This is a genomic window from Sphingomonas sp., from assembly GCF_024508665.1.
Lineage (GTDB): Bacteria > Pseudomonadota > Alphaproteobacteria > Sphingomonadales > Sphingomonadaceae > Sphingomonas.
Genome location: NZ_JANINP010000003.1, coordinates 250,966 through 272,716, shown reverse-complemented (window position 1 = coordinate 272,716; position 21,751 = coordinate 250,966). Strand labels below are relative to the sequence as shown.

The 21,751-nt window shown below is 65.6% G+C and carries 24 protein-coding genes and 1 tRNA gene; 14 read left to right on the top strand and 11 right to left on the bottom strand.

Features of this window, described 5'->3' with window-relative positions; all coding sequences use genetic code 11:
• Positions 1–53: 53 nt before the first annotated feature.
• Positions 54–392, bottom strand: coding sequence for a P-II family nitrogen regulator (locus tag Q0L25_RS06500; RefSeq protein WP_296612637.1), 339 nt, complete (start codon positions 390–392; stop codon positions 54–56).
• A 129-nt stretch (positions 393–521) separates the two neighbouring features.
• Entirely contained in the window at positions 522–1,028 is a 507-nt protein-coding gene (locus Q0L25_RS06495; protein WP_296612636.1) for a MarR family winged helix-turn-helix transcriptional regulator, read from the bottom strand.
• 82 nt (positions 1,029–1,110) lie between these two features.
• Between Q0L25_RS06495 and Q0L25_RS06490 the strand changes: the two genes are divergently transcribed.
• On the top strand, positions 1,111–2,187 hold the full coding sequence (locus Q0L25_RS06490) for a S41 family peptidase (RefSeq protein ID WP_296612634.1): 1,077 nt from the start codon (positions 1,111–1,113) through the stop codon (positions 2,185–2,187).
• Here the strand turns inward: Q0L25_RS06490 and Q0L25_RS06485 are convergent.
• On the bottom strand, positions 2,184–3,029 hold the full coding sequence (locus Q0L25_RS06485) for an alpha/beta hydrolase (RefSeq protein ID WP_296612632.1): 846 nt from the start codon (positions 3,027–3,029) through the stop codon (positions 2,184–2,186). The two genes, Q0L25_RS06490 and Q0L25_RS06485, sit on opposite strands and share 4 nt — an antisense overlap.
• Positions 3,030–3,149: 120 nt before the next feature.
• Here Q0L25_RS06485 and Q0L25_RS06480 point away from each other — a divergent pair, with 120 nt between their 5' ends.
• Positions 3,150–3,944: a helix-turn-helix transcriptional regulator gene (locus Q0L25_RS06480; RefSeq protein ID WP_296612630.1), complete on the top strand. Its 795-nt coding sequence runs from the start codon at positions 3,150–3,152 to the stop codon at positions 3,942–3,944.
• Between the two features lie 175 nt (positions 3,945–4,119).
• Here the strand turns inward: Q0L25_RS06480 and Q0L25_RS06475 are convergent, their stop codons facing one another.
• Positions 4,120–6,288: a PQQ-dependent dehydrogenase, methanol/ethanol family gene (locus Q0L25_RS06475; protein WP_296612628.1), complete on the bottom strand. Its 2,169-nt coding sequence runs from the start codon at positions 6,286–6,288 to the stop codon at positions 4,120–4,122.
• Between the two features lie 111 nt (positions 6,289–6,399).
• Here Q0L25_RS06475 and Q0L25_RS06470 point away from each other — a divergent pair, with 111 nt between their 5' ends.
• Both Q0L25_RS06470 and Q0L25_RS06465 read left to right on the top strand, forming a co-directional pair.
• On the top strand, positions 6,400–7,563 hold the full coding sequence (locus tag Q0L25_RS06470) for a sterol desaturase family protein (RefSeq protein ID WP_296612626.1): 1,164 nt from the start codon (positions 6,400–6,402) through the stop codon (positions 7,561–7,563).
• Between the two features lie 5 nt (positions 7,564–7,568).
• Complete coding sequence (locus Q0L25_RS06465) at positions 7,569–7,916, top strand: DUF2200 domain-containing protein (RefSeq protein ID WP_296612624.1); 348 nt, start codon at positions 7,569–7,571, stop codon at positions 7,914–7,916.
• A 15-nt stretch (positions 7,917–7,931) separates the two neighbouring features.
• Here Q0L25_RS06465 and map read toward each other — a convergent pair whose 3' ends face one another.
• Positions 7,932–8,759 (bottom strand): type I methionyl aminopeptidase, encoded by an 828-nt coding sequence (gene map, locus Q0L25_RS06460; RefSeq protein WP_296612623.1) that lies wholly within the window; start codon positions 8,757–8,759, stop codon positions 7,932–7,934.
• Positions 8,760–8,811: 52 nt separating this feature from the next.
• On the opposite strand from map, the gene Q0L25_RS06455 reads away from it, so the two are divergent.
• The 3 genes from Q0L25_RS06455 (at position 8,812) to Q0L25_RS06445 (ending at position 10,489) form a co-directional block, all read left to right on the top strand.
• Positions 8,812–9,579 (top strand): molybdopterin-binding protein, encoded by a 768-nt coding sequence (locus Q0L25_RS06455; protein WP_296612621.1) that lies wholly within the window; start codon positions 8,812–8,814, stop codon positions 9,577–9,579.
• A gap of 68 nt (positions 9,580–9,647) precedes the next feature.
• Positions 9,648–10,115, top strand: a complete 468-nt coding sequence (locus Q0L25_RS06450) for a hypothetical protein (RefSeq protein WP_296612620.1) — start codon at positions 9,648–9,650, stop codon at positions 10,113–10,115.
• A complete protein-coding gene (locus Q0L25_RS06445; protein ID WP_296612618.1) occupies positions 10,112–10,489 on the top strand; it encodes a hypothetical protein in 378 nt (125 codons plus the stop codon). The genes Q0L25_RS06450 and Q0L25_RS06445 overlap by 4 nt, the downstream gene beginning before the upstream one ends.
• Positions 10,490–10,553: 64 nt before the next feature.
• Here the strand turns inward: Q0L25_RS06445 and Q0L25_RS06440 are convergent, their stop codons facing one another.
• From Q0L25_RS06440 to Q0L25_RS06420, 5 genes are all read right to left on the bottom strand, one after another.
• Positions 10,554–11,174: a uracil-DNA glycosylase family protein gene (locus tag Q0L25_RS06440; protein WP_296612617.1), complete on the bottom strand. Its 621-nt coding sequence runs from the start codon at positions 11,172–11,174 to the stop codon at positions 10,554–10,556.
• On the bottom strand, positions 11,155–11,727 hold the full coding sequence (locus Q0L25_RS06435; RefSeq protein ID WP_296612615.1) for a DUF488 family protein: 573 nt from the start codon (positions 11,725–11,727) through the stop codon (positions 11,155–11,157). Before Q0L25_RS06435 ends, Q0L25_RS06440 begins: the two co-directional genes overlap by 20 nt.
• A gap of 45 nt (positions 11,728–11,772) precedes the next feature.
• A tRNA-Gly gene (locus Q0L25_RS06430) sits at positions 11,773–11,846 on the bottom strand.
• 157 nt (positions 11,847–12,003) lie between these two features.
• On the bottom strand, positions 12,004–13,785 hold the full coding sequence (locus tag Q0L25_RS06425) for an ABC-F family ATP-binding cassette domain-containing protein (RefSeq protein ID WP_296612613.1): 1,782 nt from the start codon (positions 13,783–13,785) through the stop codon (positions 12,004–12,006).
• 194 nt (positions 13,786–13,979) lie between these two features.
• A complete protein-coding gene (locus Q0L25_RS06420; RefSeq protein ID WP_296612612.1) occupies positions 13,980–14,189 on the bottom strand; it encodes a DUF2945 domain-containing protein in 210 nt (69 codons plus the stop codon).
• Positions 14,190–14,410: 221 nt separating this feature from the next.
• Here Q0L25_RS06420 and Q0L25_RS06415 point away from each other — a divergent pair, with 221 nt between their 5' ends.
• The 3 genes from Q0L25_RS06415 to Q0L25_RS06405 all read left to right on the top strand — a co-directional run bounded on the left by Q0L25_RS06415 (position 14,411) and on the right by Q0L25_RS06405 (position 17,087).
• Positions 14,411–14,707, top strand: coding sequence for a hypothetical protein (locus Q0L25_RS06415; protein ID WP_296612610.1), 297 nt, complete (start codon positions 14,411–14,413; stop codon positions 14,705–14,707).
• A gap of 40 nt (positions 14,708–14,747) precedes the next feature.
• A complete protein-coding gene (locus Q0L25_RS06410) occupies positions 14,748–15,428 on the top strand; it encodes a response regulator transcription factor (RefSeq protein WP_066590860.1) in 681 nt (226 codons plus the stop codon).
• Positions 15,429–15,716: 288 nt separating this feature from the next.
• A complete protein-coding gene (locus tag Q0L25_RS06405; RefSeq protein WP_296612886.1) occupies positions 15,717–17,087 on the top strand; it encodes a HAMP domain-containing sensor histidine kinase in 1,371 nt (456 codons plus the stop codon).
• 202 nt (positions 17,088–17,289) lie between these two features.
• Here the strand turns inward: Q0L25_RS06405 and Q0L25_RS06400 are convergent, their stop codons facing one another.
• On the bottom strand, positions 17,290–18,288 hold the full coding sequence (locus Q0L25_RS06400; protein ID WP_296612607.1) for an LLM class flavin-dependent oxidoreductase: 999 nt from the start codon (positions 18,286–18,288) through the stop codon (positions 17,290–17,292).
• A gap of 78 nt (positions 18,289–18,366) precedes the next feature.
• On the opposite strand from Q0L25_RS06400, the gene Q0L25_RS06395 reads away from it, so the two are divergent.
• Genes Q0L25_RS06395 through glpX form a run of 4 tightly spaced genes read left to right on the top strand, consistent with a single transcriptional unit; the run spans position 18,367 to position 21,680 of the window.
• Positions 18,367–19,032: a pyrimidine 5'-nucleotidase gene (locus tag Q0L25_RS06395; protein ID WP_296612605.1), complete on the top strand. Its 666-nt coding sequence runs from the start codon at positions 18,367–18,369 to the stop codon at positions 19,030–19,032.
• Positions 19,029–19,850 carry a 2,3,4,5-tetrahydropyridine-2,6-dicarboxylate N-succinyltransferase gene (gene dapD, locus Q0L25_RS06390; RefSeq protein WP_296612603.1) on the top strand — a complete coding sequence of 274 codons (822 nt, stop codon included), beginning with the start codon at positions 19,029–19,031 and terminating at the stop codon, positions 19,848–19,850. The genes Q0L25_RS06395 and dapD overlap by 4 nt, the downstream gene beginning before the upstream one ends.
• Positions 19,850–20,653 carry a glutaminyl-peptide cyclotransferase gene (locus Q0L25_RS06385; protein WP_296612601.1) on the top strand — a complete coding sequence of 268 codons (804 nt, stop codon included), beginning with the start codon at positions 19,850–19,852 and terminating at the stop codon, positions 20,651–20,653. The genes dapD and Q0L25_RS06385 overlap by 1 nt, the downstream gene beginning before the upstream one ends.
• Before the next feature lie 58 nt (positions 20,654–20,711).
• Entirely contained in the window at positions 20,712–21,680 is a 969-nt protein-coding gene (glpX, locus tag Q0L25_RS06380) for a class II fructose-bisphosphatase (RefSeq protein ID WP_296612599.1), read from the top strand.
• Positions 21,681–21,751: the final 71 nt, after the last annotated feature.

Below are 21,751 nucleotides of genomic sequence, written 5' to 3'. Positions count from 1 at the left end.
AATGCCATAGTTGCTCAAGTTGGGCGTCGGCTGTGTTTCCTCGGATTGCCGTCCTAGATTGCTGCTTCGTCGCGCTCGCCGGTGCGGATGCGCAACACGGTCTCCACGGGTATCACGAAGATCTTGCCGTCGCCGATGCGGCCGGTTTGCGCGGCTTGCGCGATCGCCTCGACGACGCGTTCGGCCAGCGCGTCCTCGACCACCACTTCAAGCTTCACCTTGGGCAGGAAGTCGACGACATATTCGGCGCCGCGATAGAGTTCGGTATGGCCCTTCTGGCGACCAAAGCCCTTGGCCTCGGTCACCGTGATGCCGCTGACGCCGACTTCGTGCAACGCCTCCTTCACTTCGTCCAGCTTGAACGGCTTGATGATCGCCTCGATCTTCTTCACGCGGAATTGCCCCCGGTTCTCGCCCTATGGGTTGTTTGCACGCCAGCCTTACATGAAGTGTGCCAGAACTCGCGCGCGAAGGGCATGGGCCGTGCGGAGCCGATATCGACTCTAGCAAATGCCTCGAAATTAGGCAGCCCCGTTTCGACTGCCCGTTGGCGCGGCACGGCGGCCGCGTACCGAGGCCAGCCGATTGGCGAACGGCCTGGCCTCGAGCGCGGCATTGGCACGATTGATCACCTCGACCAGTACGCCCCCGGTTTCGGTATCGAGGGTTGCGGTGGCGGTGTGCGCTGCACGCCAATGATCCTCGAGGCGGGGAAGCAGGGCGGTGCCGGTTGGGGTCAGCGCGACGATCCGCTGGCGTCCATCCTCCTCGCCGCGTGTCACCGCGACCAGACCGGCGGCAACCATTTGCGACACGGTCTGGCTGGCCGCCGAATGCGAGACGCCGAGCCGATCGGCGAGTGCGCGGATACCTTGCGGCCCGTCCGCGACCAGCGCCCGCACGATCGGCGTGTAGCGTGGGCGGAAATCGAGGCCGTCGTCGCGATATGCCTGTTCCAGCGCGCCGTCGAGATGCTCGATCAGACGGCGAAGCGCGGTGCCGAAACTGGCGGCGGTGTGCGTGGTCATGGGTAATTCCCTAGCCGCTTTACACTCCTGCAGCAAAATGTATAAGCGCTTACGCTTACAAATGTAGTCAAAGGAGTTGGTGGTGGATCGGCGCATATTCCTGGGACTGTCGGCGGCCGCGATCGCCATGATTGGCGGCGGCAGCGCGATTGCCCTGGATGGACCGGCCGCGCCAGGCGGCGATCCCGCCTTGACGCTCGCCGACCTCCTCGAGACGGGATATGTCATACCCGAGATCGGCAAGCGCTACGCCGCGATGCTGCGGCAGAAAGCGGCGGCCGGTGCGTACAAGGACATCGCCGATCCGGCCGAGCTCGGCCAGCGGCTGACCGCCGATTTGCTGGCGCTGTCGCCCGATCGCCATCTGCGCGTCATGCCTGCGGCGATGCTCGGTTCCAACGATCGCCCGCAGCCGCGACCGGTGGACGGAGCCAAGCCGCTACCTTCCGCGCCACCGTCGCGCGCGCCATCGGCGCCGCGGCCGCCCCGCCGCGCGCCGTTGGAGGATGCCGGCTGGATCGCCAATCAGGTCGCCTATATCCGCTTCACCGAATTTCCCGACGATCCCGACATTGCCGCGGCGAGCGACCGCTTCATGCGAGAGCATGCCTCGGCCAAGGCAGTGATCGTGGACTGCCTCTACAATGGCGGCGGCGGTGTCGCGCCGATGAACGCGATGCTGCCCTATATCTTCGCCAAGCCGACGGTGCTGGTGCAGATGGAGATGGTCGAGTCGATCGCCAAGGCGCGGGGCAACCCCTTCGCCGAGGATGCTTTCATGCGCCCGGCGAGCGGCGCGGCGCCCGGGATCGTCCGCACCGAACATTATGTCGTGCCCAGGACCGACGAGACGCGGCTGTTCGGCGCCAAGGTCTTTTACCTTGTCTCTGGACGCACGGCGTCGGCCGCCGAGCACCTCGCGCTCGCCTTCAAACATACCGGTCGCGCGACGTTGATCGGCGAGACGACCGCGGGCGCCAATCATTTCGGCGGGTTCGAGCCGATCGGCGGAGGGCTGGTAGTGTTCTTGCCGGTCGGCCGGACGATCGATCCGGCGACCGGCAAGGATTGGGAAGGGGCGGGGATCGCCCCCGACGTTGCGGTCGCACCGACGCTGGCGCTGCAAGAGGCGCTCAGGCGGGCCGGAGCGATGGCTTAGCCGCGAACGAAGCGGGCGATGTCGGCGACGAGCCGCTCGCCGCGCGTCAGCGGCAGGCCGTGCGATGCGCCTTCGTACACGAGCAACTCGCTGCCCGGGATCATCGCATGCGCCAGCTCGGCGCTCCGCTCCAGCGGGCAACTTTGATCGGCGCTGCCATGGACGATCAAGGTCGGGCAAGTGAACGCCGCCATGTCGGCGCGGACATCGGCATTGATGTTGGTGCGGCTATGCTCGATCGCCGCGTGCAACGTCGTACGAAGCACAAGTCCGGTACCCCAGGCGACCAGATGCGGGGACACCGGTTCGGGCGCGAAGAACGGTTCGGCCATCGCCGCGACGAAGGCGGGACGGTCGGCCATCATTGCGGTCACCTGAGCGGCGAGCGGCTCGGTGCGGCTGGCCGGATCGGGAAACAGACCGGGCGCGGTACCGGCGACCAGAATCGCCCCGGCCACCCGGGCGGCGCCGTGCCGGGACAGATAGCGCGCAACCTGGCAGGCGGCCATCGAATGGGCGACCAGGGTCACGCGATCGAGCCCGAGCCGCTCCATCACGGTGGCGAGATCATGGGCCAGGCCGTCGAGATCGTACCCGGCTGCGGCCGGCGAGGATCGTCCGCATCCGCGCTGGTCATAAGCCACGCAGCGGTGCCCCTGCCTAACCAGGTCGGCGGTCTGGCGCTCCCAGAACTCGGTGTTCATCGCCCAGCCGTGGACGAACACCAGGGTCGGGCCGTCGCCCATATCCTCATAGTAAAGCTGCTCGCCATCGGGGGTCGGGATCAGGCCGCGGCTCGGGCGGAGCGTCTGGCGGGAAGCAGGATCGGCGATCGCGTACATGACTGTTCTCCTTGGGGTCTGTGGCCCCATGATGCGGATCGGAGCAGCCGAACCAATTACCTGCCAGGTAATGGCGCGTCGTCGCCGGGCGGCTAGGATGGCCGGCGAAAGGATGGCTCAATGGTGCGGATGTCGAGTGAGGTGGGAGCGATGCTGCGCGACTGGCGAGCGCGCCGGCGGGTGAGCCAGCTCGACCTAGCGCTCGATGCCGATGTATCGCCGCGTCATCTGAGCTTCGTCGAGACGGGCCGGGCGCGGCCGAGCCGCGATCTGCTGCTACGCCTGTCCGAACAGCTCGACGTGCCGCGGCGGGAGCAGAATGCCTTGCTGTTGGCGGCGGGCTTCGCGCCGGCCTTCCCGGAACGCGATCTCGCAGATCCGGAGCTCGACGTGGTGCGGGCGGCGCTCGACACGATGCTGACCGCGCACGAGCCTTTCCCGGCACTGATCGTCGACCGTCACCTGACGATGATTTCGGCCAATCGTGCGCTGGCGCCGTTGATCGAAGGCGTCGATCCCGCCTTGCTCGAGCCGCCGGTCAACGTGTTGCGGCTGACGCTCCATCCCGACGGCGTGTCGCGGAGCATTGTCAATCTCGCAGAGTGGCGCGGCTTCCTGCTGCGGCAGCTCGACCGCGAGATCGCCCAGACCGGTGACGGCACGTTGATCGCGCTGCGCGAGGAAATGGAGCTTTATCCCAAGGGGCCGGCATCGGATGTCCGGCCCCGGGACTTCGCCGGCGTCGCGGTGCCGTTTCGCTTGCAGCGCGGCGACCGGGTCCTGTCTTTCTACAGCGCACGCACCGTGTTCGGATCGCCGATCGACCTGACGCTCGACGACCTCGCGCTGGAGACGTTCCTGCCAGCCGACGCGCAGACCGCGCAGACGATGCGGGTACTGTGTCCGCCGGCATAAGCTCCCCTCCCTGCAAGGGAGGGGATAGGGGGTGGGTGCGCGCGTCTGCGCGCTCAAAAGACTCATTGGTCGATCGCTAAAACAGCGCCGGACGAGGCATCGAGCCCCGCCCGACGCTAAACCCACCCCTTAATCCCCTCCTTGCAAGCAGGGAGGGGAGACTCGAAAGTCCGTCCTAGGGCTTTCCCGCTGTCCCCTCCGGCAAATTCTTCTTCGCCCAGTTCGCCTCGTCGATCACATAGAGCCGGATCAATTGCGCCTGTTCCGGGCTCAGCACCTTGGCGAAGCTGACCATGCCGTTCTGCGCCAGCGCGCCATCGATCAGGATCGACTTCCACGTATCCGCATCGGCCAGTACGGCCGAGCGCTGCAGGTCGGGGAGGACGCCGCCGCCGCCGGCGCTCGCGCCGTGGCAGACCTGGCAATAACGGCCGAACAATTGCTGGCCCTGGGCGATCTGCTCGGGCCGCGCGGTGGAGGGCGGCGGATTGAACGGGCCGGCAGGCAACGCCACGCGCGTCGGCAATTGCGCCGTCCCGCCTAGCTTGAACACCAGCAGGCGCGGCAGATTGGGCACGTTCTTCGCCGCACCGATCGCATAGCCGATCGACAGGGGCAGCGCGCCGCCCCGCCCGGTCAGCACCGCGACATATTGCTGACCCTTGACGGTGAAGGTGACCGATCCGGCCATGATGCCGGATTGCGTCGGATAGGCCCAGAGCTGCTTGCCGGTGTCGGCGGCATAGGCGCGGAACTCGCCAAGCGCGGTGCCCTGAAACACCAGATTGCCCGCGGTCGTCATCGTGCCGCCGTTCCACGGGGTCGGATAATCGACTCGCCAGCGCTCCTTGTTGGCGACCGGGTCCCAGGCGACGAGCGCGCCGGTCGCGCCGGCAGTGATCGCGCCGATCGTCTTGGCGTCGCGTGGATACATTCCCGCCGCCATGTTGGTGCCGACGTTGAAGCCGATCGGCTCGCGCGCACCAGTCGCGGTGTCGGGCGGAATATAGGCAAGCCCGACCTGTTCCTGCGCGGGGATGTAGGCGAGCCCGGCCTTGGGGTTGAAGCTCATCGGCTGCCAATTGTGCGCGGCGAGCGCCGACGGCACCGCAAGGAATGGCTTGCCCGTCTTGTAGAAGCGCGCGTCGGGATTTTCGTTGGGCCGCCCGGTCTTGAGGTCGTAGCTGTCGGCCCAATTGACCGATTTGATGAACTTGCCGGCGTTGATCAGCTTGCCATTGGTACGGTCGACGACGAAAAAGAAGCCGTTTTTCGGCGCCTGCATCAACACCTTGCGTTTCTGACCGCCCATGGTCAGGTCGGCGAGGACGATCGGCTGGGTCGCGGTGAAATCCCAGCTTTCGGCCGGCGTCTCCTGATAATGCCACAGATATTCGCCGGTATCGGGCTTGAGCGCGACGATCGACGACAGGAACAGATTGTCGCCTTGGCCCTCGGACCGCAGGCCATGGTTCCACGGGCTGCCATTGCCGACGCCGAGATAGAGCTGATCGAGTTCGGGATCGTAGATGATCGAATCCCACACCGTGCCACCGCCACCCGATTGCTTCCACTGGCCGTTTGCCGACCAGGTCGCGTTGGCCGCCTTGGACAGCACGGCGTCGGACGCCTCGCCGTCGGCGGCGAGCGTCGGATTGGGCACCGTGTAGAAGCGCCAGCGCTTGGCCCCGGTATCGGCGTCATAGGCGGTGACATAACCGCGCACGCCGAATTCGGCGCCGCCATTGCCAATGATCACCATGCCCTTCACCACGCGCGGAACGCCGGTGATCGTGTAGGGTTTGGAATTGTCGGTGGTCTGGACAGTCCAGAGCGGCTTGCCGGTCGGCGCGTCGATCGCGATCAGCCGGCCGTCGAGCGTGCCGAGATAGAGCTTGCCCTTCCACGCCGCGACGCCGCGATTGACGACGTCGCAGCAGGCCTGGACGCCCTTCGTCTTGTCGACGCCGGGATCATAGTCCCACAATTTCTTGCCGGTCAGGGCGTCATAGGCGAACAGCTTCGACCAGGGTCCGGTGACGTAGATCGTTCCGTCGATCACCACCGGAGTCGATTCCTGTCCGCGCGCATCGGGCATATCGGCATACCAGGCGAGACCGAGCGACCCGACATTTCCGGCGTTGATCTGGGTGAGCGGACTGTAGCGCTGTTCGTTATAGTTGAACCCGGTCATCGACCAATCGGCGCCGGTGCCGCCGCTGTTCAGATACGCCGAATCTATCTTGGCCACCCCGATCGCACCTGGCGGTGCAGGCGAATTATCGCTCGACGATCCGCACCCGGCCAGCACGGCCATTCCAATCAACGCTATCCAACCGCGCATGTCGCTATCCCCACCGCCATACTCTTTCTTCGAAGAGTCGGTACGCTCGATAGCGCGACTAGAGGGCGCGTGATAGAGTGTGCTTAACCAATATCGGAATAGGGGAGTCCGATGGCCAATCCTCTCGACCATTTGCGCGACGATCTCGAAGCGCCCGTCGCGATCCGCAAGTTCGGCAGCGGTTGGTATTCGGGTTTCTTCGCGCTGGTGCTGGCGATCGCCGGCTTCGGCCTCGTGGTCGCCTTGCGTTGGCCGGGCTGGTTCGCGACGCCCGAGCTGCAGTCGGTCGAGCAGACCTTATGGTTCCGTCCCGTCGTTCACGCCGTGCTGATCTCCAGCTATGCACTGGCATTGCTCAGCCTGATGCTGCGAACGAAAAAGGCGATCGGCTTCACCGCGCTGGCGATCGGCATCGCCGCGGCCTTGCTCGGCGGCGCCAACGTCTCCGCTCGCGAGACGCATGATTGGGGCATTTTCTTCGGGGTCGATTTCTTCGTCGTCAATCTGATCGCGGCGGGGCTGATGTTCGCGCCGATCGAGCGGTTCTGGCCGCACAATCGCGACCAGCGCCTGTTCCGCAGCGAATGGCGCGAGGACCTGTTCTATTACCTGATCAGCTCCATGCTGGTTCAGATCTTCACCTATCTCGCCTTGGCGCCGTCAAGCATCATCAACGCTAACACCGTGTCGCTCGCCGGTATTCGCGCGGCGATCGGCGGGCAGCCCTGGATCTTGCAGTTCGTCGAGGCGATGCTGCTGACCGACTTCGTCCAATATTGGTTTCACCGCGCCTTTCACCGCGTGCCGTTCCTGTGGGGATTCCACGCGGTCCACCATTCGGCCAAAGCGATGGACTGGCTGGCCGGCGCGCGGATGCATTTCATCGAGATCATCCTGCTGCGTAGCGTGACCTCGTTGCCGCTGCTGACCTTCGGGTTCGAGCCGTCGGTGATGCAGGCCTATGTCGCGTTGGTGTATATCTATTCGGGGCTGGTCCACGCCAATCTGAAGGGCGATTTCGATCGCTTCGGGCATGTGATGGTGACGCCGCGCTTCCACCATTGGCACCATGGGATCGAGAAGGAGGCGATCGACGTGAACTTCGCGATCCACTTCCCGCTCTGGGACAAATTGTTCGGGACGTTTCATCTCCCGGCGGGCCGCTGGCCGCAAGGCTACGGCATCCCGGAGAAAATGCCGAACGGTTATCTGAAGCAACTCGCTTACCCGTTCGTCCGCAGCCAGAAAGCGATCGATGCGGCGAAGGCGGAGTAGAGACTATGGCGCACCGCATTTATGCGGCGAGCGTCGCGAGCGTGTACGTCCACTATGTTGCCAAGGCGGAGCGCAAGGGCCGAACGCGGGCCGAGGTCGACGAAATCGTCTGCTGGTTGACGGGCTACACCCGCACACAATTGGCCGAAGAGCTGGGGAACGGAACGAGCTTCGAGGATTTCTTCGCCCGTGCGCCCGTCCTCAATCCGGCGCGATGCGCGATCACCGGCACGATCTGCGGCGTGCGCATCGAGGAGATCGACGAGCCGCTGATGCGCGAGATCCGCTATCTGGACAAACTGGTCGACGAACTCGCCAAGGGGCGGCCGATGGAAAAGATCTTGCGGCAGTAACCCCGGCAGCGTGCCTCAATACGGCGGTCGGTCGTATCCCTTGGGGCTGGCGGTGAAGATCTCGCAGCCGTCCTCGGTGATGCCGATCGAATGCTCGAACTGCGCCGACAGCGAGCGGTCGCGCGTCACCGCGGTCCAGCCGTCGTCGAGCAATTTCACGTCGGGCTTGCCAATGTTGATCATCGGCTCGATCGTGAAGATCATGCCTGGCTTGAGCTCGGGTCCGGTGCCGGGACGGCCGACATGGACGACCTCGGGCGCATCGTGGAACAGCTTGCCGACGCCGTGGCCGCAGAAGTCGCGCACAACGCCAAAGCGATGCCGCTCGGCATGCGTCTGGATGGCATGGGCGACGTCGCCCATCGTGTTGCCGGGCTTGGCCTGCTCGATCCCGAGCATCAGGCATTCATAGGTCACGTCGACCAGCCGCTTCGCCTTGATCGGCACATTGTCGCCGACCAGAAACATCCGGCTGGTGTCGCCATGCCACCCATCGAGCAGCGGCGTCACGTCGATATTGACGATGTCGCCGTCCTTGAGCTGCCGGTCCGACGGGATGCCGTGGCACACGACATGATTGATCGAGATGCAGCTCGAATGCGTGTAGCCGCGATAGCCGAGCGTCGCGGGCGCAGCGCCCCCGGCGACCATGAACTCGCGGGCCAGATCGTCGAGCTCGGCGGTGGTCACGCCCGGCACGACGTGCGGCACCAACATGTCGAGCGTTTCGGCGGCGAGGCGCCCGGCGCGGTGCATGCCCTCGAACGCGTCGCGGCCGTAAAGCTTGATCGCGCCGTTGCGCGCGAGGTTCATGTCGCTGGTGACAGTCACATATTCGGTCATGCCGGACGATATAACGATGACGCGCCGATTTTGCGAGGCTATCGCTGATCGCATGACCGGCCAAGCCAATGAGAGGATCTGGACCGCGGCGCTCGTCGTGATCGGCGACGAAATCCTGTCGGGCCGTACCCAGGACAAGAATGTCGCGCAGATCGCCGCCTGGCTCAACGTCCAGGGCATCCGCCTGGCGGAGGTGCGCGTGGTGGGCGACGTCACCGCGGCGATCGTCGAGGCGGTCAACCAACTGCGCGCGCGCAACGATTATCTGTTCACCACCGGCGGGATCGGACCGACGCATGACGACATCACCGTCGACGCGATCGCCGAGGCATTGGGCGTGGGCGTCACCTATCATCCCAAGGCACTCGCCACGCTGGAGCGCTATTACGAGAGCCGTGGCGGCCTGACCGAGGCGCGCAAGCGGATGGCGCGCGTGCCGGAAGGCGCGGAGCTGATCGAGAATCGCGTCTCGGGCGCTCCCGGCATCAGCATCGGCAATGTCTTCATCATGGCCGGCGTGCCGCACATCACCGCGGGGATGCTCGACGCGCTGACCGGCACGCTCGAAGGCGGTCGTCCGGTGATCAGCCGCACGATCGGCTGCTGGGTGGCCGAAAGCGAGGTGGCCGATATCCTGCGCGACGCGGAAAGGGCGCATGAAGGCGTCGCGATCGGCAGCTATCCGTTCTTTCGCGAAGGGCGGGTGGGCGCAAACTTCGTCGTGCGCAGCCCCGATCCGGCCTTGGTCGACGCGACCATCGTCGACCTGACGGCAAAACTGGAGGCGGCGGGCCGAGAGGTCGTCGCGGACGGCATCTGACCGCGGCCTCTGCTCCGAAATACAGCGTTATCGAACGCGAGCGGCGCTTCCTCGTCGATCGGGAGACGATGCCGGAGCTCGATCCCACGACGGCGCGGCTGATCGAGGATCGCTATGTGCCCGGCACCGCCTTGCGGTTGCGCCGCGTGACCGCGCCCGACGGATCGGTGGTGTATAAGCTGGGCAAGAAATATCCCGGTGCGGGCCTGTCGTCGCGGCCGATGACCAATATCTATCTCGACGCGGCCGAATATGGCGTGCTGGCGGGGCTGCCGGTAGCCTTGCTGGTCAAGCGACGGCGCGACGTCGGCGGCGGGTTCGTGATCGACGTATTCGAGGGCGCGTTGGCCGGGCTGATGCTCGGGGAAGTATCGGCGGATGACGATGCCGAATTGGCCGCGATCGTCGCGCCGCCCTGGTGCGGTGTCGAAGTCACCGAGGACCTTGCTTATGCCGGCGGGACGCTAGCGATAGAGGGGTGGCACGCGACGGCGGTCCCAGGCGTTGTCACGAGAGCAGAAGGAGACGAGCGATGAAGGTCGGAGCAATAATGCTGATGCCCGCAATCCTGCTTGCCGGTTGTAGTGGCGGCGGGACCGGCGGCAATGCCGCCGCGCCGGCCGCTCCGGCAACGCCCGATCCGGTCGAAGTCAAGTTCCGCGCGCTCAATCCGGTGCAACAGCGCGTCGCGCTGTTCCGCGCGATCTACGACGCCGATTATACCTGCAAGAAGATCGTTTCGATCGTCGAAAAGCCGCGTAACGAGGGCAAGCCGGTCTGGCTGGTGACCTGCGACGACCAGGGCGAATATACGATCACCTTGGTCCCCGGCGGAACCTTCGCGGTGAGCGGCGTTCCGCAACCCAAGGGCGGTTTCCGGCATGCGGGCCCGACCGCTGCGCCGCAATAGGATCGTACACGAGAGCGACAGAACTGGCCACGTCGCCGCGCGCGGGCGCCCAAGAGCGCGGCGCTCATAGGCCGAGCGATCTCACGGCGGCGCGGACCTCGGGGACGAGTTCCGTCTCGAACCAGGGGTTCTTCGTCAGCCATGGCCTATTGCGCGGCGAGGGATGCGGCAGCGGCAAATATCCTTGCGGCAGATAGTCGCGCCATGATCGGATGGTGTCGCCCATCGTCGCCTTGCGCCGCCCGCCGAGATAGCGGCCCTGGGCATGATGGCCGATCAGCAGCGTCAGGCCGACCCGGGGAAGCTCCGCGAACAACCGGTCGTGCCATAGCGGCGCGCATTCGGGACGCGGCGGGTTGTCGCCCGACGGCGCCTTGCCGGGATAGCAGAAGCCCATCGGCATGATCGCGACCTTGGCGGGGTCGTAGAATTCCCCGGCGGTGATGCCGAGCCAGTCGCGTAGCCGGACGCCCGACGGGTCGTTCCACGGAATGCCGGTCTCGTGCACCTTGCGTCCCGGCGCATGGCCGATGATGCATAGCCGCGCCGTGCGGCCGGCCTGGACGACGGGGCGCGGGCCATGGGACAGGGCGTCGGTGCAGCGCGTGCAGGCGCGGATGTCACGCAGCAAGCGGTCGAGCGTTTCGTCCGACGATAAAGACAGGTCAGTGATTGGTGTAGGCATGTTCGGGCGGATAGGTGATGCCGGTGCCGTGCACCTCGGCGAACGGCGTCAGTTCATGCGCACGATATTTGGCGTCGGAGAAGATCTCGACCACCGGCACGCCGCGTGTCACCAGCCCGTCCGCGACCAGCGACCGGTGGCAACGCCACGGCACCGCCTCGGCGCACATGATCGCGACGCACTGCGCGCGGCCCATCGCGATCAGCCGCTCGACGGCATCGCGAAAGGCATCGGTCTGCATGTAATCGGCGTAGCTCCGAAAGCTCTTGTTGCGCCAACCGGCGTTGGGCGAGTCCTTGTGCGCAGGGCGTAGCCCGCCCAGGTCCGGCATCGGGACATAGTCGATACCCGCTTCGGGCAGGCTCACCGCCAGCGCGGTCGCTTCGAATTGCGGGTTGTGGCGCGATCGCGGCACCGTGCGGATATCGGCCAGCCGCTCGATGCCATAAGCCCGCAGCAGGTCGACGAAGCGGTCGATAGGCAGCGTCGAATGGCCGACCGTGAAGATCGTCCCGATTGGCCACTGCCTGTCCTGTAGCGTGTCTTCTCTCATGCCGGCTAACCCCGAACATGGGGCCGCGATGCTGTATTGAGAAGGTGGAGCGGGTAACGGGAATCGAACCCGTGCTAGAAGCTTGGGAAGCTACTGTGATACCATTTCACCATACCCGCTCAGGGTAGCCGAGCGCGGATACAGAGAGTCGTCTGGCGGTGCAAGCGGGATCGACGGGCCGGCGACGAGGACGGGAGAGGATCCGCAATCACCTGATCGCGCGGACAATTATCCCGCAATTTCCGGAAAATCCGGATTTGCGGGATAAAATGGCGATCAGCCTAGCGCCTCGACCTGTTCGGCGAGTTCCAGCCAGCGTTCCTCGGCGGCGTCTTTTTCGGCGCGCGCGGTCTCGATTGCCTTGGTCAGCGCGGCGAACTTCGCCGGATCGCTGACATAGAGCGCGGGGTCGGCCAGCGCCGCTTCGTCGCGCGCGATCGCCGCCTCTATCTCCTCGATCCGCTTGGGCAGCAGGTCGTAGTCGCGCTGATCCTTGTAACTCAGCTTCGCTGCTTTGGGCTTCTCGACGGCCGGCGTCGCGGCAGATTTCGCCGCCGGCTTCTTGGCCTCGGCCCGCGGTTTCCGCTTCGCTTCCCAATCGGCATAGCCGCCCGCGACGACATCGACGCTGCCCGATCCGTCCAGTCCCAGGGTCAGCGTCACCGTGCGGTCGAGAAAGTCGCGGTCGTGGCTGACGATCAGCACCGTGCCGTCATAATCCGCGATCACTTCCTGAAGCAGGTCGAGCGTCTCGAGATCGAGGTCGTTGGTCGGCTCGTCGAGCACCAGCAGGTTCGATCGCCGCGCGAACTCCCGCGCCAGCAACAGCCGCGAGCGCTCGCCGCCGGACAGGGTCGCGATCCGCGCCTCGACCATATTGGGGTCGAACAGGAAGTCCTTGAGATAGCCGTGGATATGCTTCTTGGTGCCGAGCACGTCGATCCAGTCGCCGCCATCGGCCAGCACGTCGCGCACGCGCTTGTCGGGCGCCATCAGCTTGCGCTGCTGGTCGATCACCACGCCGTCGAGCGTCTTGGCCAGCTTCACCTCGCCGCTATCGGGCTGAAGCTCGCCGGTCAGCAGCCGCAACAGGGTCGTCTTGCCCGCGCCATTGGGCCCGACGATGCCGATCCGGTCGCCACGTGTGATGCGCAGATTGAGGTCGCGGATGATGACGCGGCCCGCGAACCCCTTGGTCGCGTGCTTGGCGTCGATCACCACCTTGGTCTTGACGTCGTCGCTGCCGGTTACCAGCGCGGCCGCGCCTTGCGGCCCCAGCATTGCGGCGCGTTCGGCGCGCATCTCCTTGAGCTTCGCCAGCCGCCCCATGTTGCGGCGGCGGCGCCCGGTGACGCCGCGCTGCAGCCAATGTTCCTCCAGCTTCAGCTTGGCGTCGAGCTTCTCGGCCGCGCGCTGTTCCTCGGCATAGACCTGCTCGGTCCATGCCTCGAACCCGCCATAGCCGATCTCGCTGCGGCGGATCGTCCCGCGGTCGAGCCACAAGGTTTGGCGCGTAAGCCGGGTGAGGAAGGTGCGGTCGTGGCTGATCACGACGAACGCGCCGGTGAAGCGCGTCAGCCATTGTTCGAGCCATTCGATCGCCGCGATGTCGAGATGGTTGGTCGGCTCGTCGAGCAACAGCACGTCGGGATCCTGCGCCAGCGCGCGGACGATCGCCGCGCGGCGCCGCTCGCCGCCCGAGGCCGACGCCGCCTCGCGCGACAGGTCGATGCCCAGCTGATCAGCGATCGCATCCGCCTCGTGCCGCGCGGGCGCGTCGGCCCCGGCCATCACGAAATCGGCGAGCGTCGCGAACCCGTCGACCTTCGGGTCCTGTTCGAGCAGGATGACCTTCGTCCCCGGCACGATCGTGCGGCGGCCCTCGTCCGAATCGATCGCGCCGGCGATCAGCTTGAGCAGGGTCGTCTTGCCCGCGCCGTTCCGCCCGATCAGTGCGAGCCGATCGCGCTCGCCGATATGCAGATCGAGATGCCGGAACAGCCAACCGGCGCCCTGAACGAGGCCGAGGTCTTCATAGGATAGGATGGGGGCAGCCATGAGGGCGGCTACTTAGGGGGAGCGTGGGGGGCGGGCAATGGGGGGGCAGACGGCTTGTGAGCGGTGGCCGACAGTCCGCTTCCATATGTAGCGCCGCGGGAAGCGGATATTCGCGATCTAGGTCGCTGAGACGCGAATTGGGCCGATAGACGTTATCGGCCAAGGGTTTTGAGCTGCCCGGGTCCGACCACCGGTTATTCCTTGGAAAGCGCGCCGGCTTTGTGAGCCGCTCGTTTGCCTTGATTGGTCTCAACGATGAATTGCGGATTGCCCTTGGACGCGGCTGCTTTGTGTCCCTTTATCCTCGCAGTCTGAGTAATCTTCTTGATGACCTTGCCGTGCGCCTCGCCGCCGTGGCTTTTCCAGCTTACTTTGTCGCCGCGCTTGGGTGGTGAGTTCGCCATAGACCTGCTCCAATCGTTCGCTGGAAAGCGATCGAGAGCTCGCGGCGTTCCGCCAACTGCCGTGAAAGTTGGCGCGGTTTTGCATATCAAGGGCGCATAGCCGACCGCCCGCTTCGCCACACGCGATCGCAAACTGCGTCCGAACCTGTCGCCCCAACCTTGTCCCCCGCTGACAAACGCATTCACAGGGTGTTCAAGCCCGCTCCACTATGCAACCAGCCATGTCGATGTCCGCGTTGCTTGCCCTGGCCCTCATTCCGACCGCGATTCCCGCGGCCGACGCTTCGTATCTGCAGCGCGACCAGCAGCGTGCCTGGGAAGCGCGGCGCGAGGGGCGCGTCCTCCCGCTCCCCGAAATCGAGCGCCGGGTGGTGCCGTCGATGCGCGGCGCGCAATATCTGGGGCCGGAGCTCGATCCGGACAGCGGCATTTACACGCTCAAGTTCCTGCGCAATGGAACCGTCATCTGGGTGAAGGTCGACGGCCGTTCGGGCCAGATTATCGGCCGCACCGGCTAATTGGAGCTCCCGTGAAGGGGCTCGCGCGAAGGGGAACACAATGCGCGTTCTGATCGTCGAGGACGAACCCAATCTCCGCCAGCAACTGCAGAATACGCTCGAAGGGGCGGGCTACGCGGTCGACACGGCAGGCGACGGCGAGGAAGGCCTGTTTCTCGGAGAAACCGAGAATTACGACGCGATCGTGCTCGATCTCGGCCTGCCGGAAATCGATGGGCTGACCGTGCTCGACCGCTGGCGCAAACAGGGCAAGACCACACCCGTGCTGGTGTTGACCGCGCGCGACAGCTGGTCGGACAAGGTGGCGGGGCTCGACGCCGGCGCCGACGATTATGTCGCCAAGCCGTTCCAGACCGAGGAATTGATTGCCCGCCTGCGCGCGCTGATCCGGCGCGCCTCGGGCAATGCCTCGTCCGAGCTGATCGCGGGCGACGTCCGGCTCGACACGCGTTCGGGCAAGGTGACGCTCGCCGGCGATCCGGTGAAGCTCACCGCGCAGGAATATAAGCTGCTGTCCTACCTGCTCCACCACAAGGGTAAGATCGTCAGCCGCACCGAGCTGATCGAACATATCTACGACCAGGATTTCGACCGCGATTCGAACACGATCGAGGTGTTCGTGACGCGCATCCGCAAGAAACTGGGGCAGGATGTCATCACCACGATCCGCGGCCTGGGCTATAGCCTGGACGATCCCGACGGCCCTCCGCGCGCCGAGTAGAGATAGCACGTGGCCGAGGGACGCGAGCTGATCGCCGCGCCGTCGGCGGACGAGCCTGAACGGGTGGAGGCGCAGCCGGTCGATCCTGCCGGCGACGTGCCGGCCGAGCGAGCCATTCCCCGCTGGCGCGTGGTCGTCCGCAGATATCGCCGGTCGGGAGAGATCGGCATATTGACGGCTCTCGGCGCGGGCTCGCTCGCGGCCGCATTGTTGCTGGGGCCGGAGCGTCTCTGGCTAGAGCGCGGTCTGCTGGCGCTCGCCGTCATCGCCTTGTTGCGGCTCGCCTGGGTGTTGTGGCGGCGCACACCGAGCACCCCCCGAGTGACCGTTACCGGATCGCTCGGCCGGCGCATGATCGTCATCGCCGCGATCTGGATCGGCCTGTTGCTCGCGGGCGGCGGCTATGCGCTCGATCGCGTGCTGACCAGCGCGGTGACCCGCAATTTCGACGACCAACTCGATTACGTCCTGACCTCCTTGTTCACCTCGGCCGAGATCGGCCCGGACGGTGAGGTGATGTTCAATCGCGAGCCGGCCGATCAACGGTTCCTCGAACCTTATTCGGGCCTCTATTGGCAGGTCACGGCGCGCGGCAACGAACCCTTCCCGTCTCGGTCGCTCTGGGACCGGCGTCTCGCTTATGGCGACAACCACACCGACCTCGAAGTCCATGTCTATGACAGCGACCAGTTCGCGGGTGAGAAGCTCCGCGTGCTCGAGCGCGACGTCAAATTGCCCGGCTCGCAAGTGCGCTGGCGGTTCCAGGTGGCGCAGAGCCGCGACGGGCTCGACGCGCAGATCAATGCATTGCGCCGCACCCTGGTCAGAAGCTTCCTGCTGCTCGCGCTTGGCCTCATCGTGCTGGCCGGGCTGCAGACTTGGTACGGCTTGCGTCCGTTGCGGCGGTTGCGCGGCGAGATCGCGCGATTACGCGGCGGACGCGCGCGCCGGATCGAGGGCGCGATGCCCGCCGAGGTCGCGCCGATGGTCGACGAACTCAACGCGCTGATCGAGCATAACGACAAACAGGCCGAGGAAGCGCGGCGGCATGCCGGCAATCTGGCGCACGCGCTCAAGACGCCACTGACGGTGATCATGAACGCCGCCACTGCCAAGGCCGACGATCTCGGCGACACCGTCGTGCGCGAAGCGCGGACGATGCGGCGCCAGGTCGACCACCATCTCGCCCGCGCCCGCGCGGTCGGACGGCGCGGCTCGGCGCACAGCCGGGCGGAAGTGTGGCCGAGCCTCGATTCGGTCGAGCGCGCGGTGTCGCGGCTCTATCCGCACGTCCGCATCGATGCCGACGGTCCGCACGATTTGCAGGTCCATGTCGAACGCCAGGACCTGGACGAAATGCTCGGCAATCTGATCGAGAACGCGGCCAAATATGGCGGCGGTAGCGTATTCGTGACGGTCAGCGCGCAAGCCGGCTTCGTCGAGATCCTGGTCGAGGATGACGGCGTCGGCATTCCCGAGGAAGAGCGCGTCCGGATCTTCGACCGCGGAGCGCGCCTCGATACCGGCAAGCCCGGCACCGGGCTGGGCCTCGCGATCGTGCGCGATGTGGCGGAGATCTACGAGGGTACGGTCAGCCTGGAGGAAAGCGAAGACCTGGGCGGCCTATTGGTGCGGCTGAGGCTGCCAGCGGCGAGCTAACTGGCGGCGCAGAGGCCGGATTGCGGGACCGCCTGTATGCAGCAGCGTCCTTTCAGCGCCGTTGCCCCCACCGTCACCCCGGCCTTGTGCCGGGGTCCACTGTGCCGCCAGCGCAGGACAAGAGGCTCAAGGACCGGGCCTTGCCTCCGGTGGATGCCGGAACGAGCCCGGCATGACGGAGTAGGTGTAGCGAGCCGCTGGCTTATGCGGGAACCGTCACCCCACGCATCGCCTCCGCCGCGATCGCCACGCTCTTCTTGCGCGCCTCGACGTCATAGATCGAACTGACGATCATCAACTCGTCGACCTTGGTCCGTTCGACGAATGCCGCGATCCCGCGCTCGACCGTCGCCGGACTGCCGACCGCCGAGCATTGCAGGACGTGGTCGAGGATCGCTGCTTGCGGCGGCGGAAGACTGTCGCGATAGCCGGCGACCGGCGGCGGCAATTGGCGCGGATTGCCGGTGCGCAAGGCGACGAACGCCTGTTGCTGCGAGCTCGCCAGAAATTCCGCTTCCTCGTCGGTATCGGCGGCGAAGACGTTGAATCCGGCCATCGCATAGGGCCGGTCGAGCTGCGCCGACGGGCGGAAATCGCGGCGGTAGATGGCGAGCGCCTGGTCGACCGCATCGGGCGCGAAATGCGAGGCGAAGGCGTAAGGCAGGCCGAGCATCGCCGCGAGCTGCGCGCCGAACGTGCTCGACCCCAATATCCATAATTCAGGCTTTGCTCCCGCGCCGGGTGTGGCGCGGATGCCAGTCTGGCCATCATCGGCGAAATAGCTCTGCAGTTCGAGCACGTCGCGCGGGAAGGCCTGGGGATCGCTTTCCAGCGTTCGGCGGATCGCGCGCGCGACGCGCTGGTCGCTGCCCGGCGCGCGGCCCAGTCCCAGGTCGACGCGGCCGGGAAACAGCGCGTCGAGCGTGCCGAACTGCTCGGCGATGACCAATGGCGCATGATTGGGGAGCATGATGCCGCCCGCACCTATGCGGATCGTGGATGTCGCGGCGCCGACATGCGCAATCACCACCGCGGTCGCCGAGCTGGCGATGCCGTCCATGCCATGGTGTTCGGCTACCCAATAGCGATGATAGCCATTGGCCTCGGCGTGATGCGCCATGTCGGCGGCATTGGCCAGCGCCTGGCGTACCGAGCCGCCTTCGACGACAGGGACCAGATCGAGCAGCGAATAGGGGATCATCGCGAGGAGATAGTGTGTCGTCGCGATTGCTCAAGGCGCGCCTTGCCGCTGCCGGGCGCGCGCCGTAGAGCGCCCGCCATGCATGCGCGGCTCGATCATGTCCGGAACTGGATCTTCGATCTCGACAATACGCTCTATCCGCACGGCGCGCGGCTGTTCGAGCAAGTCGATCGGCGCATCACCGATTATATCGCGCGCTTCTTCCAGGTCGATCGCGACGAGGCGTACAAGATCCAGAAGGGCTATTTCCACACGCGCGGCACGACCTTGTCGGGGCTGATGGCCGAACATGGCGTCGACCCGTACGAATATCTCGCCGACGTCCATGATATCGAGATGGACGTGCTCGACGAGAATGCCCCGCTCGCTGCTGCGATCGCGCGACTGCCGGGGCGCAAGATCATCTTCACCAATGCCGATGCGCTTTATGCCGGCAAGATCCTCGCGAAGCTGGGGCTGGGCGAGACGTTCGAGGCGATCCACGACGTGCACGCCGCGCAATACCGCCCCAAGCCCGCGCCGGAGGCCTATCGGCATCTGTGCGACGCATATTGTCTCGATCCCACGCAAAGCCTGTTCGCCGATGACATGGCGCGCAACCTGAAGCCGGCCAAGCAGATCGGCATGACCACCTTGTGGGTCGACAACGGGTCCGAACAAGGCGAGGAGGGCGACCGCGACTTCGTCGACTTCACCACGCGCGACATTACTCATTGGCTGCACGATATCTTGGAGGAAGCATGACCGACCTGCCCGCGACGATCGACGCCGCATGGGAAGACCGGGCGAACATCAGCACCGGCACGACAGGCGCGGTCCGCGACGCGGTCGAGGCCGCGCTGGAACTGCTCGACAGTGGCCAGGCGCGCGTTGCCGAGCCCGGTGCCGACGGCTGGACGGTCAACCAATGGCTCAAGAAAGCGGTGCTGCTGTCGTTCCGGCTCAACGACAATGTCGTGATCGACGGTGGTGCTGCGGGCGCACCGGCCTATGACAAGGTGCCATCCAAGTTCGCCGGTTGGGGCGAGAACCGCTTCCGCGACGCCGGCTTTCGCGTCGTTCCCGGCGCCGTGGTGCGGCGTGGATCGTTCATCGGCAGGAATGCGGTGCTGATGCCCAGCTTCGTCAATATCGGCGCCTATGTCGGCGAAGGCACGATGGTCGACACCTGGGCGACGGTCGGCAGCTGCGCCCAGATCGGCAAGAACGTCCATATATCCGGCGGTGCCGGGATCGGCGGCGTGCTCGAACCGCTTCAGGCCGATCCGGTGATCATCGGCGACGGCTGCTTCATCGGCGCGCGCTCCGAAGTCGCCGAGGGCGTCCGCGTTGGCGACGGCGCGGTGTTGTCGATGGGCGTCTATCTCGGCAAGTCGACCAAGGTGGTCGATCGCGCGACCGGCGAAGTGCTGATGGGCGAAGTGCCGCCTTATGCGGTGGTCGTGCCCGGCTCGATCGGCGGCGGCGATGGTAAGCCTGGCTTGTACTGCGCGGTTATCGTCAAGCGCGTCGATGAACAGACGCGGTCGAAGACCAGCATCAACGAATTGCTGAGGGACTGATGCCGGTCACGGGTCTTTTGCTGGGGTTGTTCGGCCTGCTGCCGCAGGTCGGCTCGACGCCGCAATCGGTGCCCGTTCAGTCCGCGCAGATCGTCGCGACCTTTCCGCACGACAATCGCGCCTTCACCGAAGGCCTGTTCTGGCAGGACGGCTATCTCTACGAGAGCACCGGCGAGCTCAATCGCTCGGGCATCCGCAAGGTGCGGCTCAGCGACGGCAAGGTGATGGCGCGTGTCGCGGTCGATCCGCCTTTCTATGGCGAGGGGATCGCTCCGTGGAACGGCACCATCCTGAGCCTCACCTGGAAGAACCAGATCGGCTTCCGCTGGTCGGCCAAGGATTTCAAACGGCTAGGCAGCTTCAAATATCAGGGCGAGGGCTGGGCGCTCGCCGCCGACGACAAAGGCGGACTGATCATGTCCGACGGGTCGCCGGTGCTGCGCTTCGTCGATCCCGCCAACTTCACCGTAAAGCGCCACCTCACCGTGACCGATGGCGGTCGGCCGGTAAAAATGCTCAACGAGCTCGAATATGTCGATGGCGAGATCCTGGCCAATATCTGGCTGACCGACCTGATCGCGAGGATCGACCCGCGGGACGGCCACGTCATCGGCTGGATCGACGTCAGCGAACTTCACCGCCAGTCGGGCGCGACCGAAGTGAACGACGTTCCCAACGGCATCGCCTGGGACGCCAAGAAGCGACGGCTGTTCGTCACCGGTAAGGACTGGCCGTACGTATTCGAGATCAAGGCGCCCAAGGACGCGGCGCCTCCCGCGGACGCCGCCGTCTCGACTCCGTAACGCGCCGCGCCTATCCGCGCGCTCAATCGAAGAAATAGACAAGAGGATTGCCCGAACAATGACGACTGCCAGCGACGTTCTCGACCGCGTGCTCGTGCTCGAAATGGTGCGCGTGACCGAGGCCGCGGCGATTGCCGCCTCTACGCTCGTCGGGCGCGGTGACGAAAAGGCCGCGGACGCCGCCGCCGTCGAGGCGATGCGTGCCGCGCTCAACAGCCTGTACATGGACGGCACCGTGGTGATCGGCGAGGGCGAGCGCGACGAGGCGCCGATGCTCTATATCGGCGAAAAGGTCGGATCGGCGCCGGGCAGGGGCCCCAAGATCGATATCGCGCTCGATCCGCTCGAGGGAACGACGATCACCGCCAAGGCAGGGCCGAACGCGCTCGCCGTGTTGGCGATCTCCGAAGAGGGCAATCTGCTCAACGCGCCCGACGTCTATATGGACAAGATCGCGGTCGGCCCGGGCTATCCCGAGGGCGTGATCGACCTCGACAAGTCGCCGACCGAGAATGTCGAGGCGATCGCCGCGGCCAAGGGCGTCAAGCCCAGCGACATCATCGCTTGCGTGCTCGATCGCCCGCGCCATGAGGGATTGATCGCCGAATTGCGCGGAATCGGTTGCGGCGTGATGCTGATCGGCGACGGCGACGTCGCCGGGGTGATCGCGACGACCAATCCTGAAACGACGATAGACGTTTATATGGGTTCGGGCGGCGCGCCGGAAGGTGTGCTGGCTTGTGCCGCCCTGCGTTGCGTCGGCGGGCAGTTCAAGGGCCGGCTGTTGTTCCGCAACGACGACGAGCGCAGCCGGGCACGCAAATGGGGCATCGCCGATCTCGACAAGCAATACGACCTGTCGGAGCTGGTCAAGGGCGACGCGATCTTCGCCGCGACCGGGGTCACCGACGGCTCGTTGCTCGACGGCGTCAAGCGCCGCGGCGACCGCATGACGACGAACTCGGTGGTGATGCGCGCCAGCTCCGGGACGGTCCGCTGGGTCAAGGGCGAGCACAGGATCGGGTGATCTTGTTCCCCTCCCGCTTGCGGGAGGGGTTAGGGGAGGGCGTGTTCAAAACGATGCGCTCCCCTCGACAT